General features: G+C 59.7%; 20 protein-coding genes. All 20 read right to left on the bottom strand.

Annotated elements, in window-relative coordinates:
• Window positions 1-15 precede the first annotated feature (15 nt).
• The 20 genes from M516_RS0104200 to glmU all read right to left on the bottom strand — a co-directional run bounded on the left by M516_RS0104200 (window position 16) and on the right by glmU (window position 22,677).
• Window positions 16-939, bottom strand: coding sequence for a serine/threonine protein kinase (locus M516_RS0104200; RefSeq protein WP_029098010.1), 924 nt, complete (start codon window positions 937-939; stop codon window positions 16-18).
• Window positions 929-1,684 (bottom strand): VWA domain-containing protein, encoded by a 756-nt coding sequence (locus M516_RS0104205; RefSeq protein ID WP_029098011.1) that lies wholly within the window; start codon window positions 1,682-1,684, stop codon window positions 929-931. Before M516_RS0104205 ends, M516_RS0104200 begins: the two co-directional genes overlap by 11 nt.
• A gap of 72 nt (window positions 1,685-1,756) precedes the next feature.
• Window positions 1,757-4,231 carry a stage II sporulation protein E gene (spoIIE, locus tag M516_RS0104210; protein WP_029098012.1) on the bottom strand — a complete coding sequence of 825 codons (2,475 nt, stop codon included), beginning with the start codon at window positions 4,229-4,231 and terminating at the stop codon, window positions 1,757-1,759.
• A 294-nt stretch (window positions 4,232-4,525) separates the two neighbouring features.
• The gene (locus tag M516_RS0104215) at window positions 4,526-4,891 is read right to left on the bottom strand and encodes a S1 RNA-binding domain-containing protein (protein ID WP_029098013.1); all 366 of its coding nucleotides are present in this window, start codon (window positions 4,889-4,891) and stop codon (window positions 4,526-4,528) included.
• A 42-nt stretch (window positions 4,892-4,933) separates the two neighbouring features.
• The gene (locus M516_RS0104220; RefSeq protein ID WP_029098014.1) at window positions 4,934-5,242 is read right to left on the bottom strand and encodes an FtsB family cell division protein; all 309 of its coding nucleotides are present in this window, start codon (window positions 5,240-5,242) and stop codon (window positions 4,934-4,936) included.
• 21 nt (window positions 5,243-5,263) lie between these two features.
• Window positions 5,264-5,836 carry a spore cortex biosynthesis protein YabQ gene (gene yabQ / locus M516_RS0104225; RefSeq protein WP_029098015.1) on the bottom strand — a complete coding sequence of 191 codons (573 nt, stop codon included), beginning with the start codon at window positions 5,834-5,836 and terminating at the stop codon, window positions 5,264-5,266.
• A complete protein-coding gene (gene yabP, locus M516_RS0104230; RefSeq protein WP_029098016.1) occupies window positions 5,833-6,117 on the bottom strand; it encodes a sporulation protein YabP in 285 nt (94 codons plus the stop codon). The genes yabQ and yabP overlap by 4 nt, the downstream gene beginning before the upstream one ends.
• A 234-nt stretch (window positions 6,118-6,351) precedes the next feature.
• Window positions 6,352-8,379, bottom strand: a complete 2,028-nt coding sequence (locus tag M516_RS0104235; protein WP_238550911.1) for a copper amine oxidase N-terminal domain-containing protein — start codon at window positions 8,377-8,379, stop codon at window positions 6,352-6,354.
• 165 nt (window positions 8,380-8,544) lie between these two features.
• Complete coding sequence (locus tag M516_RS0104240; RefSeq protein WP_029098018.1) at window positions 8,545-9,213, bottom strand: tetratricopeptide repeat protein; 669 nt, start codon at window positions 9,211-9,213, stop codon at window positions 8,545-8,547.
• Between the two features lie 90 nt (window positions 9,214-9,303).
• Window positions 9,304-9,597: an RNA-binding S4 domain-containing protein gene (locus tag M516_RS0104245; RefSeq protein ID WP_029098019.1), complete on the bottom strand. Its 294-nt coding sequence runs from the start codon at window positions 9,595-9,597 to the stop codon at window positions 9,304-9,306.
• 21 nt (window positions 9,598-9,618) lie between these two features.
• Window positions 9,619-11,094 carry a bifunctional methyltransferase/pyrophosphohydrolase YabN gene (gene yabN, locus M516_RS0104250; protein ID WP_029098020.1) on the bottom strand — a complete coding sequence of 492 codons (1,476 nt, stop codon included), beginning with the start codon at window positions 11,092-11,094 and terminating at the stop codon, window positions 9,619-9,621.
• Between the two features lie 30 nt (window positions 11,095-11,124).
• The gene (locus tag M516_RS0104255; RefSeq protein ID WP_029098021.1) at window positions 11,125-12,762 is read right to left on the bottom strand and encodes a putative polysaccharide biosynthesis protein; all 1,638 of its coding nucleotides are present in this window, start codon (window positions 12,760-12,762) and stop codon (window positions 11,125-11,127) included.
• Between the two features lie 142 nt (window positions 12,763-12,904).
• Window positions 12,905-13,447 (bottom strand): stage V sporulation protein T, encoded by a 543-nt coding sequence (gene spoVT, locus M516_RS0104260; protein ID WP_029098022.1) that lies wholly within the window; start codon window positions 13,445-13,447, stop codon window positions 12,905-12,907.
• A gap of 283 nt (window positions 13,448-13,730) precedes the next feature.
• On the bottom strand, window positions 13,731-14,807 hold the full coding sequence (locus tag M516_RS0104265; protein WP_029098023.1) for a peptidylprolyl isomerase: 1,077 nt from the start codon (window positions 14,805-14,807) through the stop codon (window positions 13,731-13,733).
• A gap of 36 nt (window positions 14,808-14,843) precedes the next feature.
• Window positions 14,844-18,392 (bottom strand): transcription-repair coupling factor, encoded by a 3,549-nt coding sequence (gene mfd / locus M516_RS0104270; RefSeq protein WP_029098024.1) that lies wholly within the window; start codon window positions 18,390-18,392, stop codon window positions 14,844-14,846.
• 108 nt (window positions 18,393-18,500) lie between these two features.
• Window positions 18,501-18,731, bottom strand: coding sequence for an anti-sigma-F factor Fin (locus M516_RS0104275; RefSeq protein WP_029098025.1), 231 nt, complete (start codon window positions 18,729-18,731; stop codon window positions 18,501-18,503).
• A 115-nt stretch (window positions 18,732-18,846) separates the two neighbouring features.
• Complete coding sequence (gene pth, locus M516_RS0104280) at window positions 18,847-19,413, bottom strand: aminoacyl-tRNA hydrolase (RefSeq protein WP_029098026.1); 567 nt, start codon at window positions 19,411-19,413, stop codon at window positions 18,847-18,849.
• A gap of 193 nt (window positions 19,414-19,606) precedes the next feature.
• Window positions 19,607-20,230 carry a 50S ribosomal protein L25 gene (locus tag M516_RS0104285; protein WP_029098027.1) on the bottom strand — a complete coding sequence of 208 codons (624 nt, stop codon included), beginning with the start codon at window positions 20,228-20,230 and terminating at the stop codon, window positions 19,607-19,609.
• Between the two features lie 89 nt (window positions 20,231-20,319).
• Window positions 20,320-21,270: a ribose-phosphate diphosphokinase gene (locus M516_RS0104290; RefSeq protein WP_029098028.1), complete on the bottom strand. Its 951-nt coding sequence runs from the start codon at window positions 21,268-21,270 to the stop codon at window positions 20,320-20,322.
• A gap of 24 nt (window positions 21,271-21,294) precedes the next feature.
• The gene (gene glmU, locus M516_RS0104295; RefSeq protein ID WP_029098029.1) at window positions 21,295-22,677 is read right to left on the bottom strand and encodes a bifunctional UDP-N-acetylglucosamine diphosphorylase/glucosamine-1-phosphate N-acetyltransferase GlmU; all 1,383 of its coding nucleotides are present in this window, start codon (window positions 22,675-22,677) and stop codon (window positions 21,295-21,297) included.
• Between the last annotated feature and the right edge of the window lie 36 nt (window positions 22,678-22,713).

The following is a 22,713-nucleotide window of genomic DNA, read 5'->3' on the forward strand; positions in this document are numbered from 1 at the left end:
GACAAGTCACACCCTTCACATCATCCATGCGTAATACAGAGTCCCCGCAAGCAGCAGCAAGGAGGCGACAAACAGCCCTCCCACCAGCTTGCCTGCAGAGTCGGACGCCTGTTTGCCCCGATGGCCGGTCGTACGCTCGCGCACGATGGCGAGCATCTCCGACCGCATCTCCCCCGCCGACGCGTACTTGCCGTGAAACGCTTTTACGAGGGACACCCGGTACGGGTACAGGCTGTCGCTGTTCCGTATTATATCACAGAGCAGACCGGTTTGACGCGGTTCCTGGCGCCTGCTTTTCCACACCTCCGGATCGGCCGACAGACGCACGGCCATCACCGCCAGGGAAAACAGGTCGTACGCGATGTCCGCCCGCCGGTCACCCGCCTGCCAGGCGGCGCGGTCGTACTCCTCGGTGAACTGGCGGACCGCGTTCCCCAGCTTGGTTACTCCGCCGAAATCAATCAGACGGACCTGCTTGTCCGCATGGGTGACCATCACGTTTTCCGGTTTCAGGTCGCCAAACACCCAGCCGTGCCGATGCAGAATCTCCAGCCGGGCCAGCAGTTGGATCATCAGGATGGGCACCCATTCGGTCCCCATCCGCTTGACATAGCGATCCAACTGCTCCCCCTCCAGGTACTCCATGGCGTAAAAGGTGAAGGTCCTGCCGTTGATGACCAGGTCGTCCACGTCGCTCACCAGCGGCGCCACGCGGACGTCCCGCCCCTGCTGCACGCTTTTCAGCACGTTCACTTCCATTAAAAGATCCATGCCTTCCGCCCCGATTTTGACGGCCCGGCGCACGCCTCCCTGAGCGGCCAGATAAACGGCGCCATTCGCCCCGCGTCCCAGCTCCCGCAGGACGCGGTACGACTTTTGGTTCCATTTTCCGCAAAACTGCAGGGGCAGGTCGGGTATCGCCGGTTTGTTAGAAGACATGGTCGCGCAGGCTGCCGTCGTCGTCTTCCGCTTCGGCGCGGTAGCGGTCGGACAGCGGGGCCGGGAGCTGGACGTGCTCAAAGAGCGCAATCGCTTCCACGATCGCCGGGCCGGTAGGCGTGATTCCGCTCATGGTCAGCCCTGACGTCAATTGATGCGCCTGATCCACCTGATCCGTCCACGGAATGCGCACATCCAGATGCTTTTGTTTCCCAGGAAATGAACAAACGGCCATGCGGCTCTGTCCACTGCGCGAGCGCAAGCTGATGCTGAAATCGTGGATCGCCTGCTGAACGGCGCTGAGCTTCGGCTTCATGCTGCCGGAGGTATCGACAAGCATGACCACGTCCAGGCGGCTTCGTTCCCCCAGCTCGTCCACCATGCCGGCTACCTGGACCCGTTTTTCCGGCGCCAGCACGTCCATGGCGGAATCGCCCAAAATCTCCTTCAATTCCTTGTTGACGACATGATGGATCGTTCGGGTCATCGCTTTTCGCGTCAGCATCTGCACCGTTTGCGCCAACTGCTGCGGGTAGACGATGTCGTACAGGCCTCCGCCCGCATCCGCGATCTCGCGGATTTCCTTTTCCCCCTGCTCGCCCATTTCTCCTTTGTCAATGACGCCGATGACGTTTACCGTTATCCCTTGTTCCCTGGCCAGCGCCGCTGCTGCCACCGGGCTCATGCCGGCATTGGAGCAGCCGTCCGTGACGACCAGAATCTGCCGCAGTGTAGCTTCTTTCACAAAAATCTCCCCATTCTGCCTATATTTGTATTTTGGTACCAGTATCGACAGGGGGGGAGAGAATCATACCTTTCAGCTCACGACCCGCGGCCGTTCCAGTTTGGGCATGCCGTGCACCTGGATGGCCGACCACTGCGGCACGAAGCGGTCGAGGCGGGCCACCAGCACAGTCATGTCGTCGACGATGCTGCCGGAGTGCTGCCGGATCACCCGCTCCAGCAGCAGGTCGGCCACTTCCTGCGGGTCGTCCGTCTGCAGTTCGGAAATCAACCGCTTCATCCAGGCCTGCCTGTTTTCGATGTGGCGGGGCGCCTCGTAGATGCCGTCGGACATCATGATCAGCAGGTCGCCCGGCTTCATCGTCCGCGAGACCACATCCACCTCGATCTCCTCCAAAATGCCGGCGGGCAGGTTGCTGGCGGTCACGGTGATGACGTCGTCGCCCCGTTTGATGAAGCTGGGGGTGGAGCCGATTTTGACAAACCTGGCATGGGCGGTCTGCAGGTCGATCAGCGCGAGATCGACCGTGGCGAACATCTCGTCGGTGGAGCGCAGCGCCAGGACGGAATTGACCGTCTTGATCGACAGCTTCTCGTCGATTCCCGACCGGAGAAGCTGCTGCAGCATGTCCAGCGCCGACTGGCTCTCCAGAAACGCCCGCTCGCCGTTGCCCATGCCGTCGCTGATCGCCAAGGCCATCTTGCCGTTGCCCAGATCCATCGTGCGGAAGCTGTCGCCGGACAGCAGCTTGCCGTCCTTGGCGGCGCCGGCCACGCCGATGTCGATGTCGAACGCTTTGGCGGAAGCGAGGCACATCCGGCACGTCCCGTCCTTTTGCGGCTCGCAGTGCCGCTCCCTCACCACGATGTTCTCGCCCAGGATCTCCGTCAGCATCGGGGCGACGATTTTGGCGCACTCGTCCCGTCCGTAGCAGGTCGGCTGGCTGATCTCGATGTCCACCTTGCCTTCTTCCAGATTATGGATTTCCACACGGCGCACGGACAGCCCCAGTCCTTCCAGCGCCTGCGACACCTGCTTTTCCTGCAGGGTCAGCTCCATGCCCTCCCGCTGAATCTCGCGGGCGAAATCGCTCATTACCCGGGAGACGCCCGACAGTTGGTCGGCCACCAGCTTCCGGCTTTCCCGCACCTGCCGCTTCAACTGCTCAAAGGACTGCTCCCGGTCGAACTCCTGTTCCATCACGGTCAGCACCTTTTCCACCTTGACGCATTTGCGCTCCCAGTCACGCGGCGGGGTCACGCCGGCCAGCGTGCCGGTTTCGTACAGTTTTTCCGCGAGCCAGCGCATCCCCTGATACGTGGCCTGCGTTTCCTTTTCCCAACACTGTTCCTTTTTCCAGCACTTCTGGCAGGTAAACGAGGTCACCCGGCTCAGGAACACGTCCGCCTGTTCTTCCCGCTCCTCGCCGTCGGACGTCTGGGCGAAGCTTTTGGAAAGCTGCGTGAACAGCTCGGAGAACTGCTGGATTTTCCCCGCCGTCACGTCCCGCACCCGCCGCATGTACTCCTGATGGGACTGCAGGTTTTCCGGCGTGCCGGGGATAAACCGGGCCACTTTTTTCCACACGGCCGCCGGCGTCAGGACGAACAGGAGGATCGCCAATCCCGATTCGACCAGCGACAGGTACAGGGTGTCCTCCGCCCCGCCGTAAATCGCCAGAATCGCCGTGCCGATCAAAAGCCCGGCGGAGACCCCCGCCTTGCCCGCCTCCTTGAGCAGTCCGGCCAGCAGCCCGGAAAAGGCGAGCAGATTGATTTGCAGCAGCGCGCTGACGTTGGCCAGGCTGAGGATGAGGCCGGTGACGACCCCCACCGCCGCCCCGATCGTCCCGCCCCCGGTGAAGGCAAACAGCAGCAGCAGGTAGCGGGTGAGCACGTGCTCCATGGAGACGCCCTCGATGATCCAGTCCACCGTCCCCGTCATCAGCGACGCCAGCAGGATGACCAGCGACACCACTTCTTCATTTTTCAGCGGTTCGTACGGTTTGGCCAAGTGGACGATCGACAGCGACTGGATAAAGATCAGCGTCAGCACGAAGCTGAGCACGCCCTCCACCGCCACCATCACCAGTTTGTACGTGGTCACCTGATTGGTGATGGCGGCAAACAGCAGATGGCTGACGAACACCGTCACGAACACCAGGAGGGGCGTCCGGGAAAAATCCTTGCGCCGGAACCGTTCGCTCCATTTGCAAACGAACAGGCTGAGCGCGACGCTGACGGCCGCCTGCAGGCCCAGCGGGATCGTCTGCGTAAACGCGCCGAGGATCAGCGCCGCGGCCGAAATGATCACGCAATCCCGCCGCAGGTAGTACATCACCATGAGATACGGCACAACAAACGGCGACAGCTCCTCCAGGATCAGGGCCCGTCCGAGCAAAAAGCCCATCAGCAGCGGAAGGACATTCCATTTTTGCGCGGTATCGGCGACCTTCTCTCCCCAGCTTACCGTCGCCGCACTCCATTGATGTGAGACGCGGCGCGTCCATACATGGCCCGTGCCGGTTATGTTCTTGTTTGCGATCATCGTTACACCACCCCGTTCTGGCTTCAATGTGGTTACCATTATACGGAGGCGGCCTTGTAAATTTTGTCAAAATACCTTGGCGTATTCACAGAATCGTGCGACAAATTCATTGACGCAATGGGACAAAAAAAAACCGACGTTTTTGGCGGTCAACGTCGGCTGACAGGTGATTCGCGCTTAGCGAAACGGGCTTATTATTACCATTCGTCACGTTTTTAAAATGCCCTTCCTCAATTTATCGTCAAATTGCGCATTTTTGTTAGAAAGAAAAGTAGGAAAAGTCAAAACTTTTATCTAACGCCCTCGTCCTCTCTTGTCCCGGTTTTTGCGCAGGGACGACTGGCGGTCTTCGCTGTCCTTGAGAAAGCGGCTCAGCTTCTCTTCAAACCCGTCTCCACGCTCCCGCTGGGGACGCGGCCCCCGCTCCTTGTCCTGGGCTTTTTTGATGGACAGGCCGATCTTGCTGTCACGGACGTGCAATACCTTCACCGTCACGACATCGCCCACTTTCAGGTACTGGTGAATATCCCTCACATACGTGTCCGCAATTTCGCTGATGTGCACGAGACCGGTCACGCCGCCGGGCAGCTCCACAAACGCGCCGAATTTCGTGATGCCAGTCACTTTTCCTTCAAGCTTGCTCCCTACCTCGACTCCCATGAAAGTGGAAAGCCTCCCTCTGCATGTAGATATCCTGTGCGACTATTCCGGAATCACGTATATGCTCTCCCCCGGCTTGGTGAAAAACCACTCTTTCCGCGCCAGTTCGGCGATGTACTCCTGGTCGTACAGACGGCTTGCCTTGTACGCCAGCTCCGCTTGCTGCTGCTGTACCTCGGCCGCTTCCTTCTTCAGGGTTTCCAGCTCTGCTTCCTTCTCGGACAGCATTCCACCCTGCAGGTAGAGCGTGTAGCCGATCCAGACAAACAGGCAGAGGACGAAGAACAGAAAGAGACGAATTCTCCGCTTTTGCCCTTTTCTGTTGACGTGAGAGGGGGATGGTGTAGTCATGTCAGGCCACCTCGGATGTCGTTACTCCTGCTTCTTCTTAGAGTGAAACCAATTCTTCCAATTGGTCCAAAATCCTGTTGATTTCCGGTACATTTTTTTCCCCAAATGCCGACCCCATCTGGCAAAAGGAGACGCGGCAAAGCGCGCCAGCTTCCACCCAAACCCGAACACGGTCATCACGGCCGCGTACAGAAACGCGAGCAGCATGAAGACCAGGCGGTAGACAAACAGGATGGGCCGGATGACGAGAAGGTCGATCACCCGCAATATGGTTCGATATAACCACTTACAAAATTTTATCACGGCCCTCAGGAATTGGATATACTTCTTACTTCCTATGACAAAATACACCCAGGCCCCGAACAGCATGCCGATAAAGATGGGAAACCGCACAATGCCGTCGTTCACCTTGACCAGGATGAAAAAGACGAGCCCCATGCTGCCCAGCCAGAACAACACGTCAAAAACAAACAACAGCCACGCCGGGAGCCTGCTTCTTCCCGTAAAGACGTGGTAGGTGTCGTACCCCATCCCCATCAACGCCCCGCACGCCGACATGACCAGAACCGTTTGAAACTGAACGGCAATGCTCACTTGAACAACTTCCCGAAGAATCCTCTGGACCGATCGCCGGCCTGCCCCTGTTCCAGATAGGCCATCTCGTGAACCAGGCCTTCAATCGCCACTTCTCCGGTCTCCAGACTCAGGTTTTTCATATGCAGGTTCTGGCCGCGTATGGTTAAAAAGCCGCCTTCCGTTTCCAGCAAAAACTCCTCGCTGTCAAAGCTTTCGACGTTTTTCACTCCGGAAATCGCCAGGCTGCGGCGGTTAATCATCACGACTTCGTGGCGAGGCCGCTTCATCTGGTCGTTCATCGTGCTCCCTCCTAACGTACCGCTTCTTGTACCATCGTATGGAGGGGGATGTCCTTTTAGACCAAAAAACAGCCCCACCGCGATGACGGTGAGGCTGCCGGTCGGCACGTCTGGCATGGCTGCGGGCTTGGACGGAAACGGGAGCAGGCGAAAGCGGACGTTGACGCAGGCATGCACAAAACAAAGCCCCGTTTCCACGGAAACGGGGCAGGCTCGGACCGTGCTGACGTGCTGTTACTTGTACACGGTGTAGTTGCCGTTGTAGTAGGTGATCTTGTACTGCGTCCGCTCGGCGACGAACCGGAGCGGCACCACCGGCATGTTGTTGCGCGCCTGTACGGCGACCGGCAGCGTCACTGCCTTGCCGTTGACCGTCGCTGTCTTGGATCCCACCGTGAACTGGATGGTGGTGCCCCCGCTGACGATCCGCGCGGAGGTCTTGGTCCAGGTCACGGACATGCCGAGCGCGTCGCGGAAGAAAGACGCGGGCATCAGCGTGTGGCCGTTTACGGTGAACGGCGCAGCCGCCAGGGCTTGCGTCTTGCCCTGTTTGGTAAACGACGCCACGTTCGCCTTGAAGCTGACCCCGTTTGGCGACACGACGGTAACCGGGCGGGCGAACAGCAGCCCCGGCTCTTCGGACGAATAGACCCCGATGCTGTAGGTGCCCGGCGCCGCCGGTGCGGCGATGCCCGCCGACTCCAGCACGTTGACCTGAACCGGCACGCCGACCGGAATGTCCTGCGCGGGGTAGACGAGCAGGTTCTGCCCGCGAACGCCGACGTACGCGGCGGCGACCCCGTTGACCGTCACGCTGTTCGGCTGGATGTACGCCGGTACGCGGAATTCGAGCGGCAGCACGATTTCGACAAAGTCCTTGTTTCGCACCAGCGGCACGCCCAGCGCCTTGATTCCGACCTGCAGGCCGGTGACCGCCTGCGCCGCCGTTTTGGTCAGTCCCACCGTCGCCGTGCTGTTGTCCACTGCCACCGGCGTGGCGGGAGCTGCCGAACCGGTGATGTCGAACGGCTTGGACCAGTACTTTTTCTTGTCCACCGTGACGACCATCTCGTACGTTCCCGCTGTTTTCGGGTTGGTCACAAACGCCTCCAGGCCAAACACGATGCTCAGCTTGCTGCTGCTGGTGAACCGGCTGGGCGTGCGAAATGAGACCTTGCCGCCGCTGACGCCGACGTTGGACGCCTGTTCGCCGTTCACCGTGACCGCGTAGTCGGAGATGAAGGGCGGGACCATGTCCGCACTGGGGAACTCCACCGTGATATCGGTGCCGGCGCTCACCTTGGCGTCCAGATCCAGGTCCATCCGGTAGCTGCTGCGGGCTCCCGGGGCCTTGTCGGAGAGGGCAACGTCAAAGGACGCCCGTTTGGAAGCCTTGACTTCGACCTTCTCCGACTGGTAGGTACGGCTGTTGTACGACACCTTGTACACGTATCCGGTGCCGGCCTCGGACGGGTTCTGAATATCCGCCGATGTGGCGAACTCCAGCTTGATGTAGTTGTCTCCGTCCGCGCCGCTGGGCACTTCGATCCGCACGGTGTCGCTGTCCGTGACGGAGACGTTCTGGGCCTTGTAGCCGTTTACCTTGACGTCGGCTCGGTCGATGCTCTTCGGCAGCATGTCCTTGGCCGGGAAGTCGACGTAGATGTACTTGCCCTTTTTCAACTTGTCTGACGAGGACAGGCTGATTTTGCCCAGCGTCAGCGAGGTGGCCGCTCCTGCTTCATGGCTGCTTTGGCCGACCTCGAAAGTCTTGCTGCTGCTTGTGGATTTGCCGATGGAAATCTTGTGGCTTTTCGACGACTCGTTTGAGGTTTCCACTTTGATGGTGTAGTCGTCCTTGCTTTTCGGGTTGGTGATCTTGTCGACTGTCAGGGTCAGCGTGGTGCCCGCCTTCACCCGTTCATCCACTGTTACGTAGACGGTGGTCTTGCTCACCGACACGCTCTTGATGTCGATCGTGCCGCCCCGGTCATCCTCCAGGCTGACGTCCGACCGTTTCAGACTTTTGTAAACCTTGTACTCGGCAGGAAACTTGACGATGATCTCGTCTCCGGCCTTCAGCTCTTTGTCGATTTCAAACTCGATCGTGTATTCGGTCTCCTCATCCGTGTCCGTATCGTCGGCGGATACGTCCTCCACGGTCAAGGCATGGGCGGCCTGCGGAACCGCCGCGAACGGCCCGGTCAACACCGTGGCGGCCAACAGCGCGGACAAGCCTGTTTTCGCGCTTTTGTTCACCATAAACGCCTCCTTTTCCTGCAACTCTCTCCATGATAGGAAATGAGTGGGAAGGAAGTCGTTACAAACAGGTAACAAATCCTTGCGAACCGCTTGTTCCGGCTTGTTTCCCGCAGCCGTGTTCTCGACACCCTGATGGCCAGGAGGCCGCCATTCACGTGTCCATCTTCATCGATTCAGCCACGCCAGCAGCGCCCACCGCCGTTCCGTGCGCCGCTTGTAGGCCGGCAGTCCGCGATAGACCTCAACCGCCTCGCGAAACGCCTGCTTGGCCCGTTCCTTCTGCGTAAGCTCCGCGTACAGCTTCCCCAGCTTGTAATAGACCTCGCACGACGACGTGTGCATGGACGCCAGCTCTTCCAGGAACCCCAGCGCCTTTTCGCGCTGGTTGTGGGCGGCATAGGCTTCGCCCAGCCGGAGGTACGGTTCCCCGTATTTGACGCGCGGATTGAGCGTCAGAGCTTGCTGAAGCAGCCGCTCTCCCTCCTCCACCCGACCCAGTTTGAGGCAGCAGATGCCGCGATCGCTCAGATACTCGGCCGATTCTCCCATCAACGGCGCGATCTCTTCCAGGTAGGCCAATGCCTCCTGGTACCGCCGCCTCTCCATGAGCAGCCGGGCGGCCTCCAGCTTTGCCGAGGTGTCGTGCGGATTGAGCGCCACCTGACGCTTGAGCGCGGCCAGACGCCGGTTTTGGCGAAACGGTTTGGTAATGTCGGGCAGCAGCCGGACAAAGCGAAGATCAAGCAGATACAAAAGAAGCAAAATGATGATCAGGGCCGCAAACGGGTTGCCGGTCAGCCACCACAAGATCGAAAACAAGAAGACTTTCCCCACGGTTTCTCCCTCTATTCTTCGCGTGTGTTGTTCGCTTTTACTATAAGAGGCTCCCCGATCATTGTCAATTTTTGTGAGAAAAAGAAAAGACTACCCTCTCAGGTAGTCTTCCTCTTCCTTTTCGTCGCGCGGCACCGGCACTTCGCCCACTACGGTGTAGAGCGAAGCGGCCTCCTCCTTGCGCGGGTTTTCCTTGATGTCCTCCACTTTGACCACGACGATCTTCTGGCCGAAGCGGATCGCCAGCTTGTCGCCGATCTTGACGGTGCTGGAGGCTTTCGCGGGCCGGTCGTTGATCTCCACGCGCCCCTGGTCGCACACTTCCTTGGCCAGCGTGCGGCGCTTGATCAGCCGCGACACTTTCAGGTATTTGTCCAGCCTCATGGTCACGGTTCCCCCCTTCTTTTATTCGTGATGTTTCGCTTCCTCCCACCAGGCGTCCATCTCCTGCAGATTGGTCTCGGCAAAGGTACGGCCCGCCTGGCGCAGTTTCTCCTCGATGTAGGCAAAGCGGCGCTTGAATTTGCGGTTGGTCTTCGCCAGCGCTTCCTCCGGGTCCAGCTTGAGGAAGCGGGCGAGGTTGACGACGGCAAACAGCAGATCGCCCAGTTCGCCGGCGCGCTCTTCCGGCGCGGCCTCCCGCAGCTCCCGGAACTCTTCCTCCACTTTCCGGCAGACGTCGGCGATGTCGTCCCAGTCAAACCCGACTTCCGCCGCCTTTTTCTGCAGCTTGTAGGCGTACATCAACGCCGGCAGGTCGCGCGGGATGCCGTCCAACTGCGACCGGGAGCCCGGCTCGATGCCTTTGGCCGCCTTTTCCCGGGCCTTGATCTCCTGCCAGTTGGCCAGCGCTTCCTCCGCGTTGCCCGCGCTTTTGTCGCCAAACACGTGCGGGTGACGGCGAATCAGCTTTTCGTTCAGTCCGGCGACGACGTCGTCCACGGTAAAGTAGCCGTCCTCCGCCGCCATCTGGGCATGCAGCATGATCTGCATCAGGAGGTCTCCCAACTCCTCGCACATCGCGTCGGGATCGTCGTCGTCGATGGTCTCCAGCACCTCGTACGTCTCTTCGAGCAGATTCTTGCGGATGCTCTGGTGCGTCTGCTCCCGATCCCACGGACAGCCATCCGGGCTGCGCAGGATGGCGACGATCTCCTTCAGATAGGAGAACTGCCGGTAGCGCGCCCGCTCCTCCTGCGTCGGCGCCACGTAGACCAACGTCAGGTTGCCGAAGTGATCCAACCGGTCCAGCTCGTACAGCGGCACCGTTTCGATCCGCTCCTGTCCGGCTACGCCGACCGCGGTCGCCACCGTGACCGGATACTCGTCCGGCAGCACCTCCATCAGCGTCAGCTTGACGTCGGAGGCCACAAACGTGTCATACACCTGGGCGATAATGGTGTGCAGCGCCGGATTTACCTGATCGGCCCGCATGTCCGTGCCGTCCAGCAGGGCAAACCCCTCGATCGGATCGATCTGCAGGCGGGCAAACAGCGGGTCGAGAAAACTTTGTCCGCCGCCGATCACGACGCGGATCTCTCCCTTCGCCTCCCGCTCCAGCAGCAGTTGGACGGTCCGCTCCGCCACCAGCGGATGACCGGGCACGGCGTAGACGATGCTGCCCTCCTCCGCCGTTTTTGCCAACAGCGTCTCGACAATCCGTTCGTACACCTCTTCAAACGTCCCGTGCTGTTCGTAAATCTCGTCGAACGACTCGTAGGCGACACCCTCCGCGGCCAGACTGGCCACCACCGGGTGCTCCCGGGTCCTGAGGTAGAGCCGTTTTGCCTGCTTCAGCGTACGGTAGACCCCGTACGGCAGTTGTTCCAGGTCGCCCGCGCCGAGTCCGACGACCGTAATCGTGCCCGCCGCATCACTCATGCGCCGTCCCTCCTTGTTTTCCATCTCGTCTCATGGTTCGCGTAGCAAACCAAACCGTTCCAGCAGCGCGGCGATGCGCGCCCCCTTCGGCAAAAAGCGGATATCGGCCCGCGTCAATCCGCCCGTTTTCAACAGCGCCAGCAGATAGACCACCGCGCCGGAACCGACCGCCGCCAGGCCCACCAGCGTGTAAGCCAGCCGGCTGGACGGGATCGTGTCGTGCAGCAGCAGCATGCATCCCCATTCCACCACAAGCACGACGACGGACATGATCAGCACCGACAAAAACGGCTTCCCGGCGATTTGCCGCCAGGAGATTCGCGCCTTGGTGTACTTGACGACACCCAGCACGTTGAGCCCCATGGCGACCAGATACGCCATCACGGTGGCAAACGCCGCGCCGGCAATGCCCCAGAACGGCACCAGCGCCAGGTTCAGCACCAGTTTGACCACCACTCCGATCAACAGGTTGCGGGCCGGGCGCATCACCCGTCCCAATCCCTGCAGGATGCCGGCGCTGGCAATGCTCAGCGTGGCAAACAGGATGGTAAAGGCCTGGATGGCCAGCGCTTCCGTCCCTTTGTCGTCGCCGTAAAGCATGACGTTGATCGGTTCCGCCAGCAGCGCCAGTCCGACCGAAGCCGGCAGTCCCAGCAAAAAGGTGAGCCGGATCGCCACTTCCGAACGGCCGGCGATCAGCCGGTACTGCCGCTGTGCCGCCGCCTCGCTGATCGCCGGAACCAGCGCCAGCGAGAGGGAGGTGGCGAAAAACGTGCCGAACTGAATCAACGGCTGCCCCCGGTCAAAGGCGCCCTTTGCCACTTTCGCCAATCCTTCCTCCATGCCGCTCCACTGCAGCATGTTGACGACGGTCAGCGAGTCCACCAGCGGGATCAAGGGCAGCACCAGCGCCCCCATGCAGATCGGCAGGGCGTAAAACACCAGGCTTCTCAGCACCTGCCGGTTGCCCCAGACCGCCACGTCGGCCGATTGCGTCACGCCCTCCCCGATCGGTCCGGCCTGCTTGTCCTTTTTCCAGTACCACAACAGGACAAGCACCGCGGCCACCGCCCCGGGAAATGCGGCAAAGACCGCGCCCGTCCCGGCCAAATAGGCGTCCTGGTAGACGCTCATTGCCCAGTAGGCGGCCAGCAGAATGAAAACGACCCGGATAAGCTGTTCGATCACCTGCGATACCCCGGTCGGCATCATGTTTTGATGACCTTGAAAGTACCCTCGCAAAATGGCTGCCATCGGCACGATGGGCAGCGACCAGGCGACCGCCCGGAGCGGGGTGACCAGGTGTTCATCCCCCATCAACCTGGCGATCAGCGGCGCCCCGCCGTACAGCAGCGCGAAGAAAAAGAACCCCAGCACCACCAGCGTGACGCTGGCGACGCGAAACGCCTTGCGCGCGCCGAGCACATCCCCGACCGCGACGCGTTCGGAGACGATCTTGGAGATGGCGATGGGAAACCCGGCCGTCGCCAGGATCAGCAGCGTGGTGTACAGCGGATACACCTGCATGTAGACATACAAGCCGATGTCGCCGGCAATGTTTTGGTACGGGATGCGGTACACTGCCCCCAGCAGCTTGGAGACCAGCCCGGCTGCCCCCAATATGGCCGCTCCTTTCACAAATTGGACGGATGCCTTTTCCTGAGCCATGCGCGTGATGTTCTCCTCTCCAAACACAAACTGCGTCCATTATATCACAACCGATCAACGGGAAGAAAAGCCGGGGATTCACGCGCGCGCCCCGCATCCGGACGTAAAAAAACAGCCCCGCCGCGCGAGGCTGTTTGAAGCGTTACTGCTCCATCTGCTTGGCCAGGAAACCGGCCGCTGTCTCCGCCATTTTCATTTCCAGATCGCCCATCTTGGTCCCCTCGTTTTTCGTGAGGAGAATCACCGAGCCGATCGGGTCGCCGCCGGCCACGATCGGCGCGATTACAAAGGACCCGTACGTTTCGTTCAGGTCGCGGCAGATTTCATACGTGCCCGTATTCTTCTCGACGCGCGTTTTCCGCTCTTCCAGACATTTTTCCACGATGCTGCCGATCGCCTTCTCCAGGTACTCCTTCTTGGATGCGCCGGACACGGCAATGACGCTGTCGCGGTCGGAAATCAGGACGATATGGTTCAGGCTTTCGTACAGCGAGTCAGCATATTCCTTGGCGAAATCACCCAGTTCTCCGATGGGCGAATACTTCTTCAGGATAACCTCCCCGTCGCGGTCCACGAAGATCTCCAGCGGATCGCCTTCGCGAATGCGCAGGGTGCGACGAATCTCCTTCGGTATCACGACCCGGCCGAGGTCGTCGATGCGACGAACAATACCAGTTGCTTTCATGTCATGTTGCCTCGCTTTCGTGAGAAGTGGGTTGTGAAAGGGTTGGTGGTTACCTGTATTTTTTCCTCCGATTCTCATTTTAACGACGGGTGACGACTGCAACATTTTCCAGCTTGTTTCCGTTACTCTCCCCCGGGCGGTAGCGAGTGACTATAGTATTCGCCGGTGCTTCAAGAATATGCGAGAAAACGAAAAAACAGGGAACTCAGGTTCCCTGTCTGTTCGACGGACATGGGCGAACGAGTCCCCCATCGGTGAAGGGACGGGACGTCGAAGGACCCCGTCACTTTTTGGCTTGTCCCGCAGCCGGTTTCGGCTCCGGAAGGTTGTACTTGGTGATCAGCTTGTCCAGCTCGGTTTTGCCGAATTTGTCGTACTCCTGCTCCAACGCCTGCGCGCGAAGCTGTTCTTTCATCTCGTCGAAGCTCTTTTGCTTGCGGCTTTCCACCTTCATCACGTGGTAGCCGTAATCGGTTTTCACCGGTTCGCTGATTTGGCCGATCGGCAGGTTCAGGGCGGCGTCCTTGAACTCCGGCACCCATTGGCTCACGTCGGCGTCTTCGTACAGACCGCCGGTGTCCTTGCTGCCCGGGTCGTCGCTGTACTCTTTGGCCAGTTTGGCGAAATCCTCCCCTTTTTTCAGGCGGGCCGCCAGATCGTTGGCCAGTTTGAGCGCTTCTTCCGGCTTCCGTTTCTCGGTGGAGATCAGGATGTGGCGGACAGAGGCGACGGTCAGCGATTCCTTGTTCATCCCGTCGTACATCTTTTTCAGCATCGCGTCATCAATGTTCTTTTTCAGCACGTTGATCGAGTTGTTGATGAGCGTCATCTGATCGATCACGACATCCTTGGAAACGCCCTGGTTCTCCATCAGCTTGTCAAACTTGGCTTCGTCCTTGCCCAAGAGGCTGAGGTACTGCCCCTTGATCTTGTCGAAGCTTTTCTCGGCCGTCTCCCTGGACTCTTTCTCGATGGCAGCGTCGGCTTTGGCGGCCAGGATTTTCGTCGCCGTGAATTCGCGGGCGAACGTTTTCAGCATCTCCTGGTCGGCCACCTCAATCATTTGGCCCTGCATCGGATTGAGGAAGTTGATCACCCGCAGGAACGTCTCAAACTCTTTCCCGCTCAGGGTGCCTCCCTGGTACTCGACGACGGCGGCGTTGGGATCGACGCTGAACGGCAGGTTCAGCTTGGGAAACTGCGCCAGCGGATCGTTGGCATTGGCTTGATCACCCGCTTGTGCCGGTTGGTTCTGGTTGGTCGGTTTGGAAGCCTCCGCGTTGTCGTCTCCTTTTCCGCATCCGGTCAGCAGCGCCACGACCAGGACGGCGGAAGACAAAATGGCTACAGATCGTTTCATGGAATGGCTCTCCCTTCCCGAAAAGCCCGTTCCCCCTCAGGAGACGGTGCTTTCCGTACTGGTGTCCTTGCGCACCAAGTGAAATTGACGCAGCAGCTTTTCTACAAGCTGCACGCCTTCATCTTCCTGTAACCCTTTTACTTTAACAGTAATGACGATCTGTTGTCCACCCGAGAGACCCAATCGCCTGCTCCAATTGCTGGCTAGCGCGAACAACGCGCCGCCGTCGATGTTGTTGTTCTGGCTGGGGTGCAGATACAGTTTGATCTCGTCCGGATTTTTCTGGCTGATCTCGGTGATGCGGTGTTTCAGCGCGTAGACGCGCAGGCGGGAGATGGTGAGCAGGTTCTCCACCGGTTTCGGCACGGGGCCGAAGCGGTCCAGCAGCTCTTCCGCCAGGTCGTCCACGTCCTCCAGGGAGGAGACGGCCACAAATTTTTTGTACATCTCGATTTTCTGCCGGCTGTCGGTGATGTAGAGCGACGGGATGTAGGCGTCCAACTGCAGGTTGATCTCCACCGGGGAGACGCTCTCCTGCTTCACTTCCCCTTTCAGCTCGTCGATCGCCTCTTTCAGCATCTGGCTGTACAGGTCAAACCCGACCGAGTTGATGAAGCCGTGCTGCTCGGCGCCCAGCAAGTTTCCGGCGCCGCGGATGGAGAGGTCGCGCATCGCGATCTTGAAGCCGGAGCCGAGCTCGGTAAACTCCTTGATCGCCTGCAGGCGCTTCTCCGCCACTTCGGTCAGCACTTTGTCCCGCTGGTAGGTAAAGTAGGCATAGGCAATCCGGTTGGACCGGCCGACCCGTCCGCGGAGCTGGTACAGTTGGGACAGGCCCATTTTGTCCGCTTTGTAGATGATCAGCGTATTCACGTTGGGGATGTCGACGCCCGTTTCAATGATCGTGGTGCTGACCAGCACGTCGTAATTGCCTTCCAAAAAGTCCAGGATGATGCCTTCCAGCTCGCTCTCGTTCATCTGGCCGTGCGCCACGGCGACGCGGGCGTCCGGCACGAGCGCGGCGATTTGCTCCGCCATCTGCTCGATCCCCTGCACCTGGTTGTAGAGGAAAAAGACCTGGCCGCCGCGGGCCAGTTCCCGCTCGATCGCCTCCCGCACCAGCGCCGGGCTGTACTCCATGACGTACGTCTGCACCGGGAACCGGTTTTCCGGCGGCGTCTCGATCACGGACAGGTCGCGCACGCCGATCATCGACATGTGCAGCGTCCGCGGAATCGGCGTCGCGGTCAGGGTCAGCACGTCCACGTTGGTCTTCATCTGCTTCAGTTTTTCCTTGTGGCTGACGCCAAAGCGCTGTTCTTCATCGACGATCAGCAGCCCGAGATCGCGAAACTGAACGTCCTTGGACAGCAGACGGTGCGTCCCGATGACGACGTCCACCGTGCCTTCCTTCAGCCCTTTCAGCGCGGCGTTCTGCTCTTTGCGCGAGCGGAACCGGCTGAGCACCTCGACGCGGATCGGGTAGTCGGCAAAGCGCTCGCGGAAGGTCTCGTAATGCTGCTGCGCCAAAATGGTGGTGGGCACAAGCACGGCCACCTGCTTGCCGTCCATGACCGCCTTGAACGCCGCCCGGATCGCCACCTCCGTCTTGCCGTAGCCCACGTCGCCGCAGACGAGCCGGTCCATCGGCCGGCGCTTTTCCATGTCCGCCTTGACCTCGGCGATCGCCCGGAGCTGGTCCGGCGTCTCCTGGTAGGGAAACATCGCCTCAAACTCCCGCTGTTCCTCCGTGTCGGGCGAGAACGCGTGGCCCACGGCCGCTTCCCGGGCCGCGTAGAGCTTGATCAGGTCTTCTGCAATGTCCTTGACGGAGGACTTCACCTTGTTCTTGACGCGCTTCCACTCGCTGCCGCCGAGGCTGTAGATTTTCGGCTCCGCCTCTTCGCTGCCCACGTATTTCTGCACGTGGTCAATCTGGTCGATCGGCACAAACAGGCTGTCTCCGCCGGCGTACTGAATATGCAAGTAATCTTTATGAATTCCGAGAATTTCTTTGGTTTCAATCCCCAGGTATTTGCCGATCCCGTGATTGACGTGCACGACGTAGTCGCCCGGCTTCAGCTCCAGGTAGTTTTTGATCCGCTCGGCGTTGGTCATCGTCTGCTGGACCTTGCGCGCCTTGCGCTGTTTCGGGGTAAAGACTTCCCCCTCGGTGATGACGACGAGCTTGTTCAGCGGCAGTTCAAACCCGGTTTGCAGGTTGCCGAGAATGATGGTCGGACGGCCGGGCGGGACTGATTCCACCGGCTCCGTCAACAGGTCCGCCTCCATCTCGTAATCGTGCAGCACCCGTTCCAGACGCTTGGCCCGCTCCAGATCGGCGGCCACGAAGACGATCTGGTCCTGCGATTTTTTCCAGCGGGCCAGCTCCGTTTTCAGCACGTTCATCTGGCCGTGGAAGTTTTGCATCGTCCGGCAGGTGAGATTGACGATGTTTTGCGGCTGCGTCTTCGGCGACTGGCGCAAAAACAAAGACAGGTAGACGATCTGCCGCTTTTTCGCGCCCACGGTCTCCTCGTAGGAGCGGGACAGGCTCAGGTTGGCCATGTACTCCCCTTCGGCGATCCGGCCGGTCAGCCACTCCGCCTCCTCTTTTTGGAGCTGCGCCGCCGTATCCAGCACGCGGGACGGTTCGTCCACGATCAGCACCGTGTCGGACGGCATGTAGGAGAGCAGCGTGTCGTTTGTCGGGTAGATGACCGAGATGTAGGAGTAGAGATGGGAAAACCGCTGTCCCTGCATCATTCGCTCCACGTCGGCGCCGATTTTTTGCACCACTTTTTCCTTGGCCGCCCCGTCCTTCAGCTTGGCCACCGTTTCGCCCAGCTTCTGCTCCAGCCGGACAGCCGCCTCCTGCAGCAGCGCAGTCGTGGCGATGACCTCCTTGGCCGGCCCGATCGTAAACGACTGGACGGACTCCAGCGAACGCTGCGTCCCCATGTCAAACGTGCGGATCGAGTCGATTTCCACGTCAAACAGCTCGATCCGCACCGGCCATTCCGAGTCGATCGGGTAGAGGTCGATGATCCCGCCGCGCACGCTGAATTCGCCTTTTCGCTCCACCATGTCGACGCGCTCGTAGCCCAGCTCCACACAGCGGAGCAAAAACGTGTCGATGTCCAGTTCTTCGCCGACCCGCAGTTCGATCTGCGCGTCCCGCCAGATGTGAGGCGGCACGACCAGACGGCGCACGCCGGCAAATGGCGCAACCAAAATACCCGTAAAGCCCTTGGCTAAACGGTTGAACACGTGAATGCGCTGCGCCAGCATCTCGGGACTGGCGATCGCCAATTCGGAGCCGATCAATTCGTTTCCGGGGTAGAGCAGCACCTCGTCGGCGGGGAGGAGTTCGATCAGGTCCTCGTACACCTTTTGCGCTTGAAACATGTTATGAGTAATGACGCACATCGGACGGCCCGCCATCTGTTTGAGCGCGACCATCAGCGCCTGCCGGGCGGAACCGGCCAAACCGGCGACGAGCTGTTCGTGCAGCCCCTTTTCCAGGCCGGCGACAATTGTCCCGATGTTGGCGTCCTGTTTCATCGGGTTAATGATGACTTGCATCCATTAGTCCCCTCTCTGGTTTTTCTGTCATGCGAAAAGAAGCCTTAGCTCAAGAAGCCAAGGCCTTGTCCTTGCAAGCCTTCCACCGAAAGCCTTTCGTTTCCTATGTTATTGGAGCGGATTGCCGACCAGGGAAAGTTCCGGGTGCAGATCCAGCGCCTCACGGCAGTAGGCGCACGTGATGCTGACAACCGTGTCCCCCTCTGGTTCTTTGGTTATTATAAGAGCACGTTCTTCCGGGGTCAAGGAATCCAACCCCAACTGTGCTTCCGTCACCCGCGTGTCGTCAAATTCCGCAATCCTGATGCCGCAGCAGCGGCAGACATAGCGAAAGCTCACTCGCATTACACCCCCCGGCCATTCTACCGCTTAGTATGGCCGAGGGGGTGGAAAAACATACTAGACCCGCCGCCTGGCGCAAGCGGGTCCTTTGGCTCTCGGGCGCTTATCCGCGTTACTTCCGACTGTTGTAGTGGTTCATCACGATCTCAAACGGTTCTCTCGCCCACATCGCGGCGGCGTCGGCCGCCTGCTCCACGGCGGCGTCAATCACCGGACGCTCGGCGGCGGAAAAAGACTGCAGGACGTAATCGCTTACACTCCTTCCCGGTTCGGGACGGCCGATGCCCACCTTGATTCGCTTGAACTCCTGGGTGCCCATGTGCTGGATCAGCGATTTGATGCCGTTGTGTCCGCCTGCGCTGCCCTTTAACCGCAGGCGAAGCTGGCCCGGAGGCAGATCCAGATCGTCGTAAATGACCACGACATCGTCCGGAGTCAGCTTGTAAAACTTCAGCACCTCGGCTACGGACTCTCCGGACAGGTTCATGTAGGTCTGCGGTTTGACCAGCAGCACCTTTTCCCCTTCGATCCGTCCCTCGCCGACGATGGCGCGAAACTTGTTCTGCTGTACGGGAATGTTCCACTTGTCGCTAATTTTATCTATGGCCATAAACCCTGCATTATGTCTTGTATCTTCATATTTTTTGCCGGGGTTGCCCAGTCCGATGATCACTTTCACGGTTGTTCCCTCCTAACCTCCCCTCATTGTACATAGAAAACCCCGCTCCGCCAAGCCGATGCGGTGCCCCGCGGTGCGGCATCCGTCCACATCGGCCGGCGCGGGCCGTTTTCCCGCTCCGCCTTTCCTGCGTCAACGCCAAGGAGGTGTCGCGGCCATAAGAAAAGCCCCGAACGTCCCGGGGCAGGAGCCTCTATGCGTTTTTGGCTTCCTCTGTCAGCGATCCCGCCTCTTCGGCCACAGCCTCGGCCGACTGTTCCGCCTCCACCGATTCGTCCGATTGGGCCTTCACCGGCAGCACGCTGACGATCACTTCCATCTCGTCAATCCCGAGATCGACATCGGGCGGGATCTCCAGATCTTTGGCCAGCACCACGTCCCCGATGTTGAGGCCGTCGACGTTGACGGTAAACGATTCGGGGATGCTCCCGGGCAGGCAGGAGATTTCCACGCTGTGGCGGACCAGGGTGGCCACCCCCAGCTCCGGGTCGCCCGACAGCAGCACCGGGACGCTGGTGTGCACTTTTTCATTCATGCTGATTTTCTTGAAGTCGGCGTGCAGGATGCTGCCCTTCACGGGATGACGCTGCAGTTCGTAGACCATCACGGGATGTTCGTTGCCGTTGATCACCAGCTTGAACGGCTTGTTGGTCGACTGATGGCGCAGGGCCTGATCCAGCTCCCGTCCATTCACCTGGATCGGCAGGTTCTGGACGTCGCTTCCGTAGACGACGGCCGGGACCCAGCCCTGGCGGCGCAGCTCGTTGTTCGTCGGCTGTTCTCCCTTGCGGCGGATGATCGCCTTGATCGTTTCCACAAAAAAACCTCCTCTGGACAGCTAGCAGATTCTTCCTACTCCCTAGCTTGTCCAGCGGAGGCGTATTTCAATCCCCTGACCGGGTTGTACTAATCAAACAGCTTGCTGACGGACAGCTCCTCGTGAACGCGGATGATCGCTTCCCCGATGATCGGCGCCACGGACAGCACCTTGATCTTGTCGATTATCCGGTCCTGGCTCAACGGAATGGTGTTGGTCACCACCAACTCGCGAATCTTGGAGTCGTTGATCCGCTGGATGGCCGGGCCGGACAGCACCGGATGCGTGCAGCACGCGTACACGTCACGCGCACCCGCTTCCACCAGCGCGTTGGCCGCCAGCGTGATCGTGCCGGCCGTATCGATGATGTCGTCGATGATGATTGCCGTTCTGCCCTCGATGTTCCCGACGATGTTCATCACTTCCGCCACGTTTGGTTCCGGACGGCGCTTGTCGATGATCGCGATCGGCGCTTCCAGGCGCTCCGCCAGCTTGCGGGCGCGGGTTACGCCGCCGTGGTCCGGCGAGACGACGACAATGTCCTGCAGGCCTTTTTCGGAAAAGTATTTCCCCAGAATCGGCACGCCCAACAGGTGGTCGACCGGGATGTCGAAGAAGCCCTGGATCTGCGTCGCGTGCAGGTCCATCGTGATGACGCGGTGCGCCCCTGCGGTCTCGATCAGGTTGGCGACCAGCTTGGCCGTGATCGGATCGCGCGCGCGGGCTTTCCGGTCCTGACGGGCGTAACCGTAATACGGAATCACGACGTTGATGCTCTTGGCGGAGGCGCGTTTCAGCGCATCGACCATCACCAGCAGTTCCATCAGGTGTTCGTTAACGGGAGCACATGTTGGCTGAATCACAAACACGTCACAACCGCGAACGCTTTCGTTCAGTTTGATTTGACACTCGCCATCGCTGAAGCGGACTGCTTCCGCATTGCCCAGCGGCACGCCGATGTGCTCCGCAATCTCTTTCGCCAGTTGGCGATTTGCGTTGCACGTAAAGACCTTCAGTTTAGGATCGCGGTAGTTAGCCATGATATTTAAGAAAACCCCCCGTTGTTAATCCTTCTTGCCTTTGCGCGGCAGTTTGTTGGCATAACCCGGCTTGTTTACCTGACGCTCACGAGCGATGGCCAGCGCTTCGTCCGGCACGTCCTGCGTAATGGTGGAACCTGCGGCCACGTACGCGTTTTGTCCCACAGTAACCGGCGCAACGAGATTGGTGTTGCAGCCGATAAAGGAGCCGTCCATCACGACCGTTTTGTGTTTGACGGCGCCGTCATAGTTGACCGTAATCGTACCGCAGCCGATATTGACGCCCTCGCCGATCTCGGCGTCGCCCACGTAGCTGAGGTGCGGCACCTTGGTGCCTTTGCCGATTTTCGCATTTTTCAGTTCGACAAAGTCGCCGATTTTGACATGCGGGCCGATTTCCGTTCCCGGCCGCACATAGGCAAACGGTCCGACCGTAGAGTCTGCCTCCACACGTGCGTCGACCATGACGGAGTAGGAGATGGTGACGCGGTCCGCCACCTGCACATTGGTCAAATCCGCCTGCGGACCAATCACGCAATCGGCGCCAATGGTTGTCCCTGCACGCAAAAACGTTCCGGGCTGAATCACCGTATCCGCACCGATCACCACGTCCGCTTCGATGTACGTGGATGCCGGATCGACAATTGTCACGCCGTTTTTCATATGGCGCACGGCGATGCGCCTGCGCATGTACGCTTCGGCTTCGGCCAACTGCGCGCGGTCGTTGACGCCCATCGTTTCATCCGGGTCCACCGCTTCGAAGGCGGCCACCTTTTCGCCCGCCTGCCGCAGAATGCCGATGCAGTCCGTCACATAGTATTCGCCTTGGGCGTTGTCATTTTTCACTTGTGCCAAGGCTTTCAACAATTTTTGATTGTCAAAACAGTATATGCCTGTGTTGATTTCTCTGATCGCCCGTTCCTCTGGAGTAGCGTCCTTGTGCTCGACAATGCGCAGCACCTCGCCCGTTTCACTGCGCACGATGCGTCCGTAACCGGTCGGGTCGGGGACGACGGCAGTCAGTACGGTCGCGGCTGCCTGCTGCTCTTCGTGATAGCGCAAGAGAGCAGTGAGCGTCTCCTCGGACAGGAGGGGTACATCTCCGTACAAAATAAACGTAGTTCCTTCTTTCGCCTGCAAAAACGGTACCGCCTGCTGGACGGCATGGGCCGTACCCAACTGTTCCTTCTGCAAAGCGTACGTGACGCGTTCGCCCAGCGTGGAACGGACAGCGTCAGCACCGTGACCTACGACGACAATGACATCTTCCACCCGCATGGAAGCCAGCGTGTCCACCACATGCTGGACCATGGGCTTGCCGCAGACGGGGTGAAGAACCTTGTACAGCTTCGATTTCATCCGTGTTCCCTGGCCCGCAGCCAGTACCACGGCATGGATCTTAGACATGTCAACCCTCCAGCGTATAAGTTCCACAATGACTAT

This window comes from Brevibacillus thermoruber 423 (genome assembly GCF_000454065.1).
Classification (GTDB): Bacteria; Bacillota; Bacilli; order Brevibacillales; family Brevibacillaceae; genus Brevibacillus; species Brevibacillus thermoruber.

Excerpts from the sequence above, each read along its gene's own strand:
- M516_RS0104220 (WP_029098014.1), bottom strand. The coding sequence starts at position 5,242 with ATGACTACACCATCCCCCTCTCACGTCAACAGAAAAGGGCAAAAGCGG.
- M516_RS0104235 (WP_238550911.1), bottom strand. The coding sequence starts at position 8,379 with ATGGTGAACAAAAGCGCGAAAACAGGCTTGTCCGCGCTGTTGGCCGCC.
- M516_RS0104255 (WP_029098021.1), bottom strand. The coding sequence starts at position 12,762 with ATGGCTCAGGAAAAGGCATCCGTCCAATTTGTGAAAGGAGCGGCCATA.
- mfd (WP_029098024.1), bottom strand. The coding sequence starts at position 18,392 with ATGCAAGTCATCATTAACCCGATGAAACAGGACGCCAACATCGGGACA.
- M516_RS0104245 (WP_029098019.1), bottom strand. The coding sequence starts at position 9,597 with ATGAGGCTGGACAAATACCTGAAAGTGTCGCGGCTGATCAAGCGCCGC.
- M516_RS0104215 (WP_029098013.1), bottom strand. The coding sequence starts at position 4,891 with ATGGGAGTCGAGGTAGGGAGCAAGCTTGAAGGAAAAGTGACTGGCATC.
- yabN (WP_029098020.1), bottom strand. The coding sequence starts at position 11,094 with ATGAGTGATGCGGCGGGCACGATTACGGTCGTCGGACTCGGCGCGGGC.
- M516_RS0104200 (WP_029098010.1), bottom strand. The coding sequence starts at position 939 with ATGTCTTCTAACAAACCGGCGATACCCGACCTGCCCCTGCAGTTTTGC.
- M516_RS0104265 (WP_029098023.1), bottom strand. The coding sequence starts at position 14,807 with ATGAAACGATCTGTAGCCATTTTGTCTTCCGCCGTCCTGGTCGTGGCG.
- glmU (WP_029098029.1), bottom strand. The coding sequence starts at position 22,677 with ATGTCTAAGATCCATGCCGTGGTACTGGCTGCGGGCCAGGGAACACGG.
- yabP (WP_029098016.1), bottom strand. The coding sequence starts at position 6,117 with ATGAACGACCAGATGAAGCGGCCTCGCCACGAAGTCGTGATGATTAAC.
- spoIIE (WP_029098012.1), bottom strand. The coding sequence starts at position 4,231 with ATGATCGCAAACAAGAACATAACCGGCACGGGCCATGTATGGACGCGC.
- spoVT (WP_029098022.1), bottom strand. The coding sequence starts at position 13,447 with ATGAAAGCAACTGGTATTGTTCGTCGCATCGACGACCTCGGCCGGGTC.
- M516_RS0104290 (WP_029098028.1), bottom strand. The coding sequence starts at position 21,270 with ATGGCTAACTACCGCGATCCTAAACTGAAGGTCTTTACGTGCAACGCA.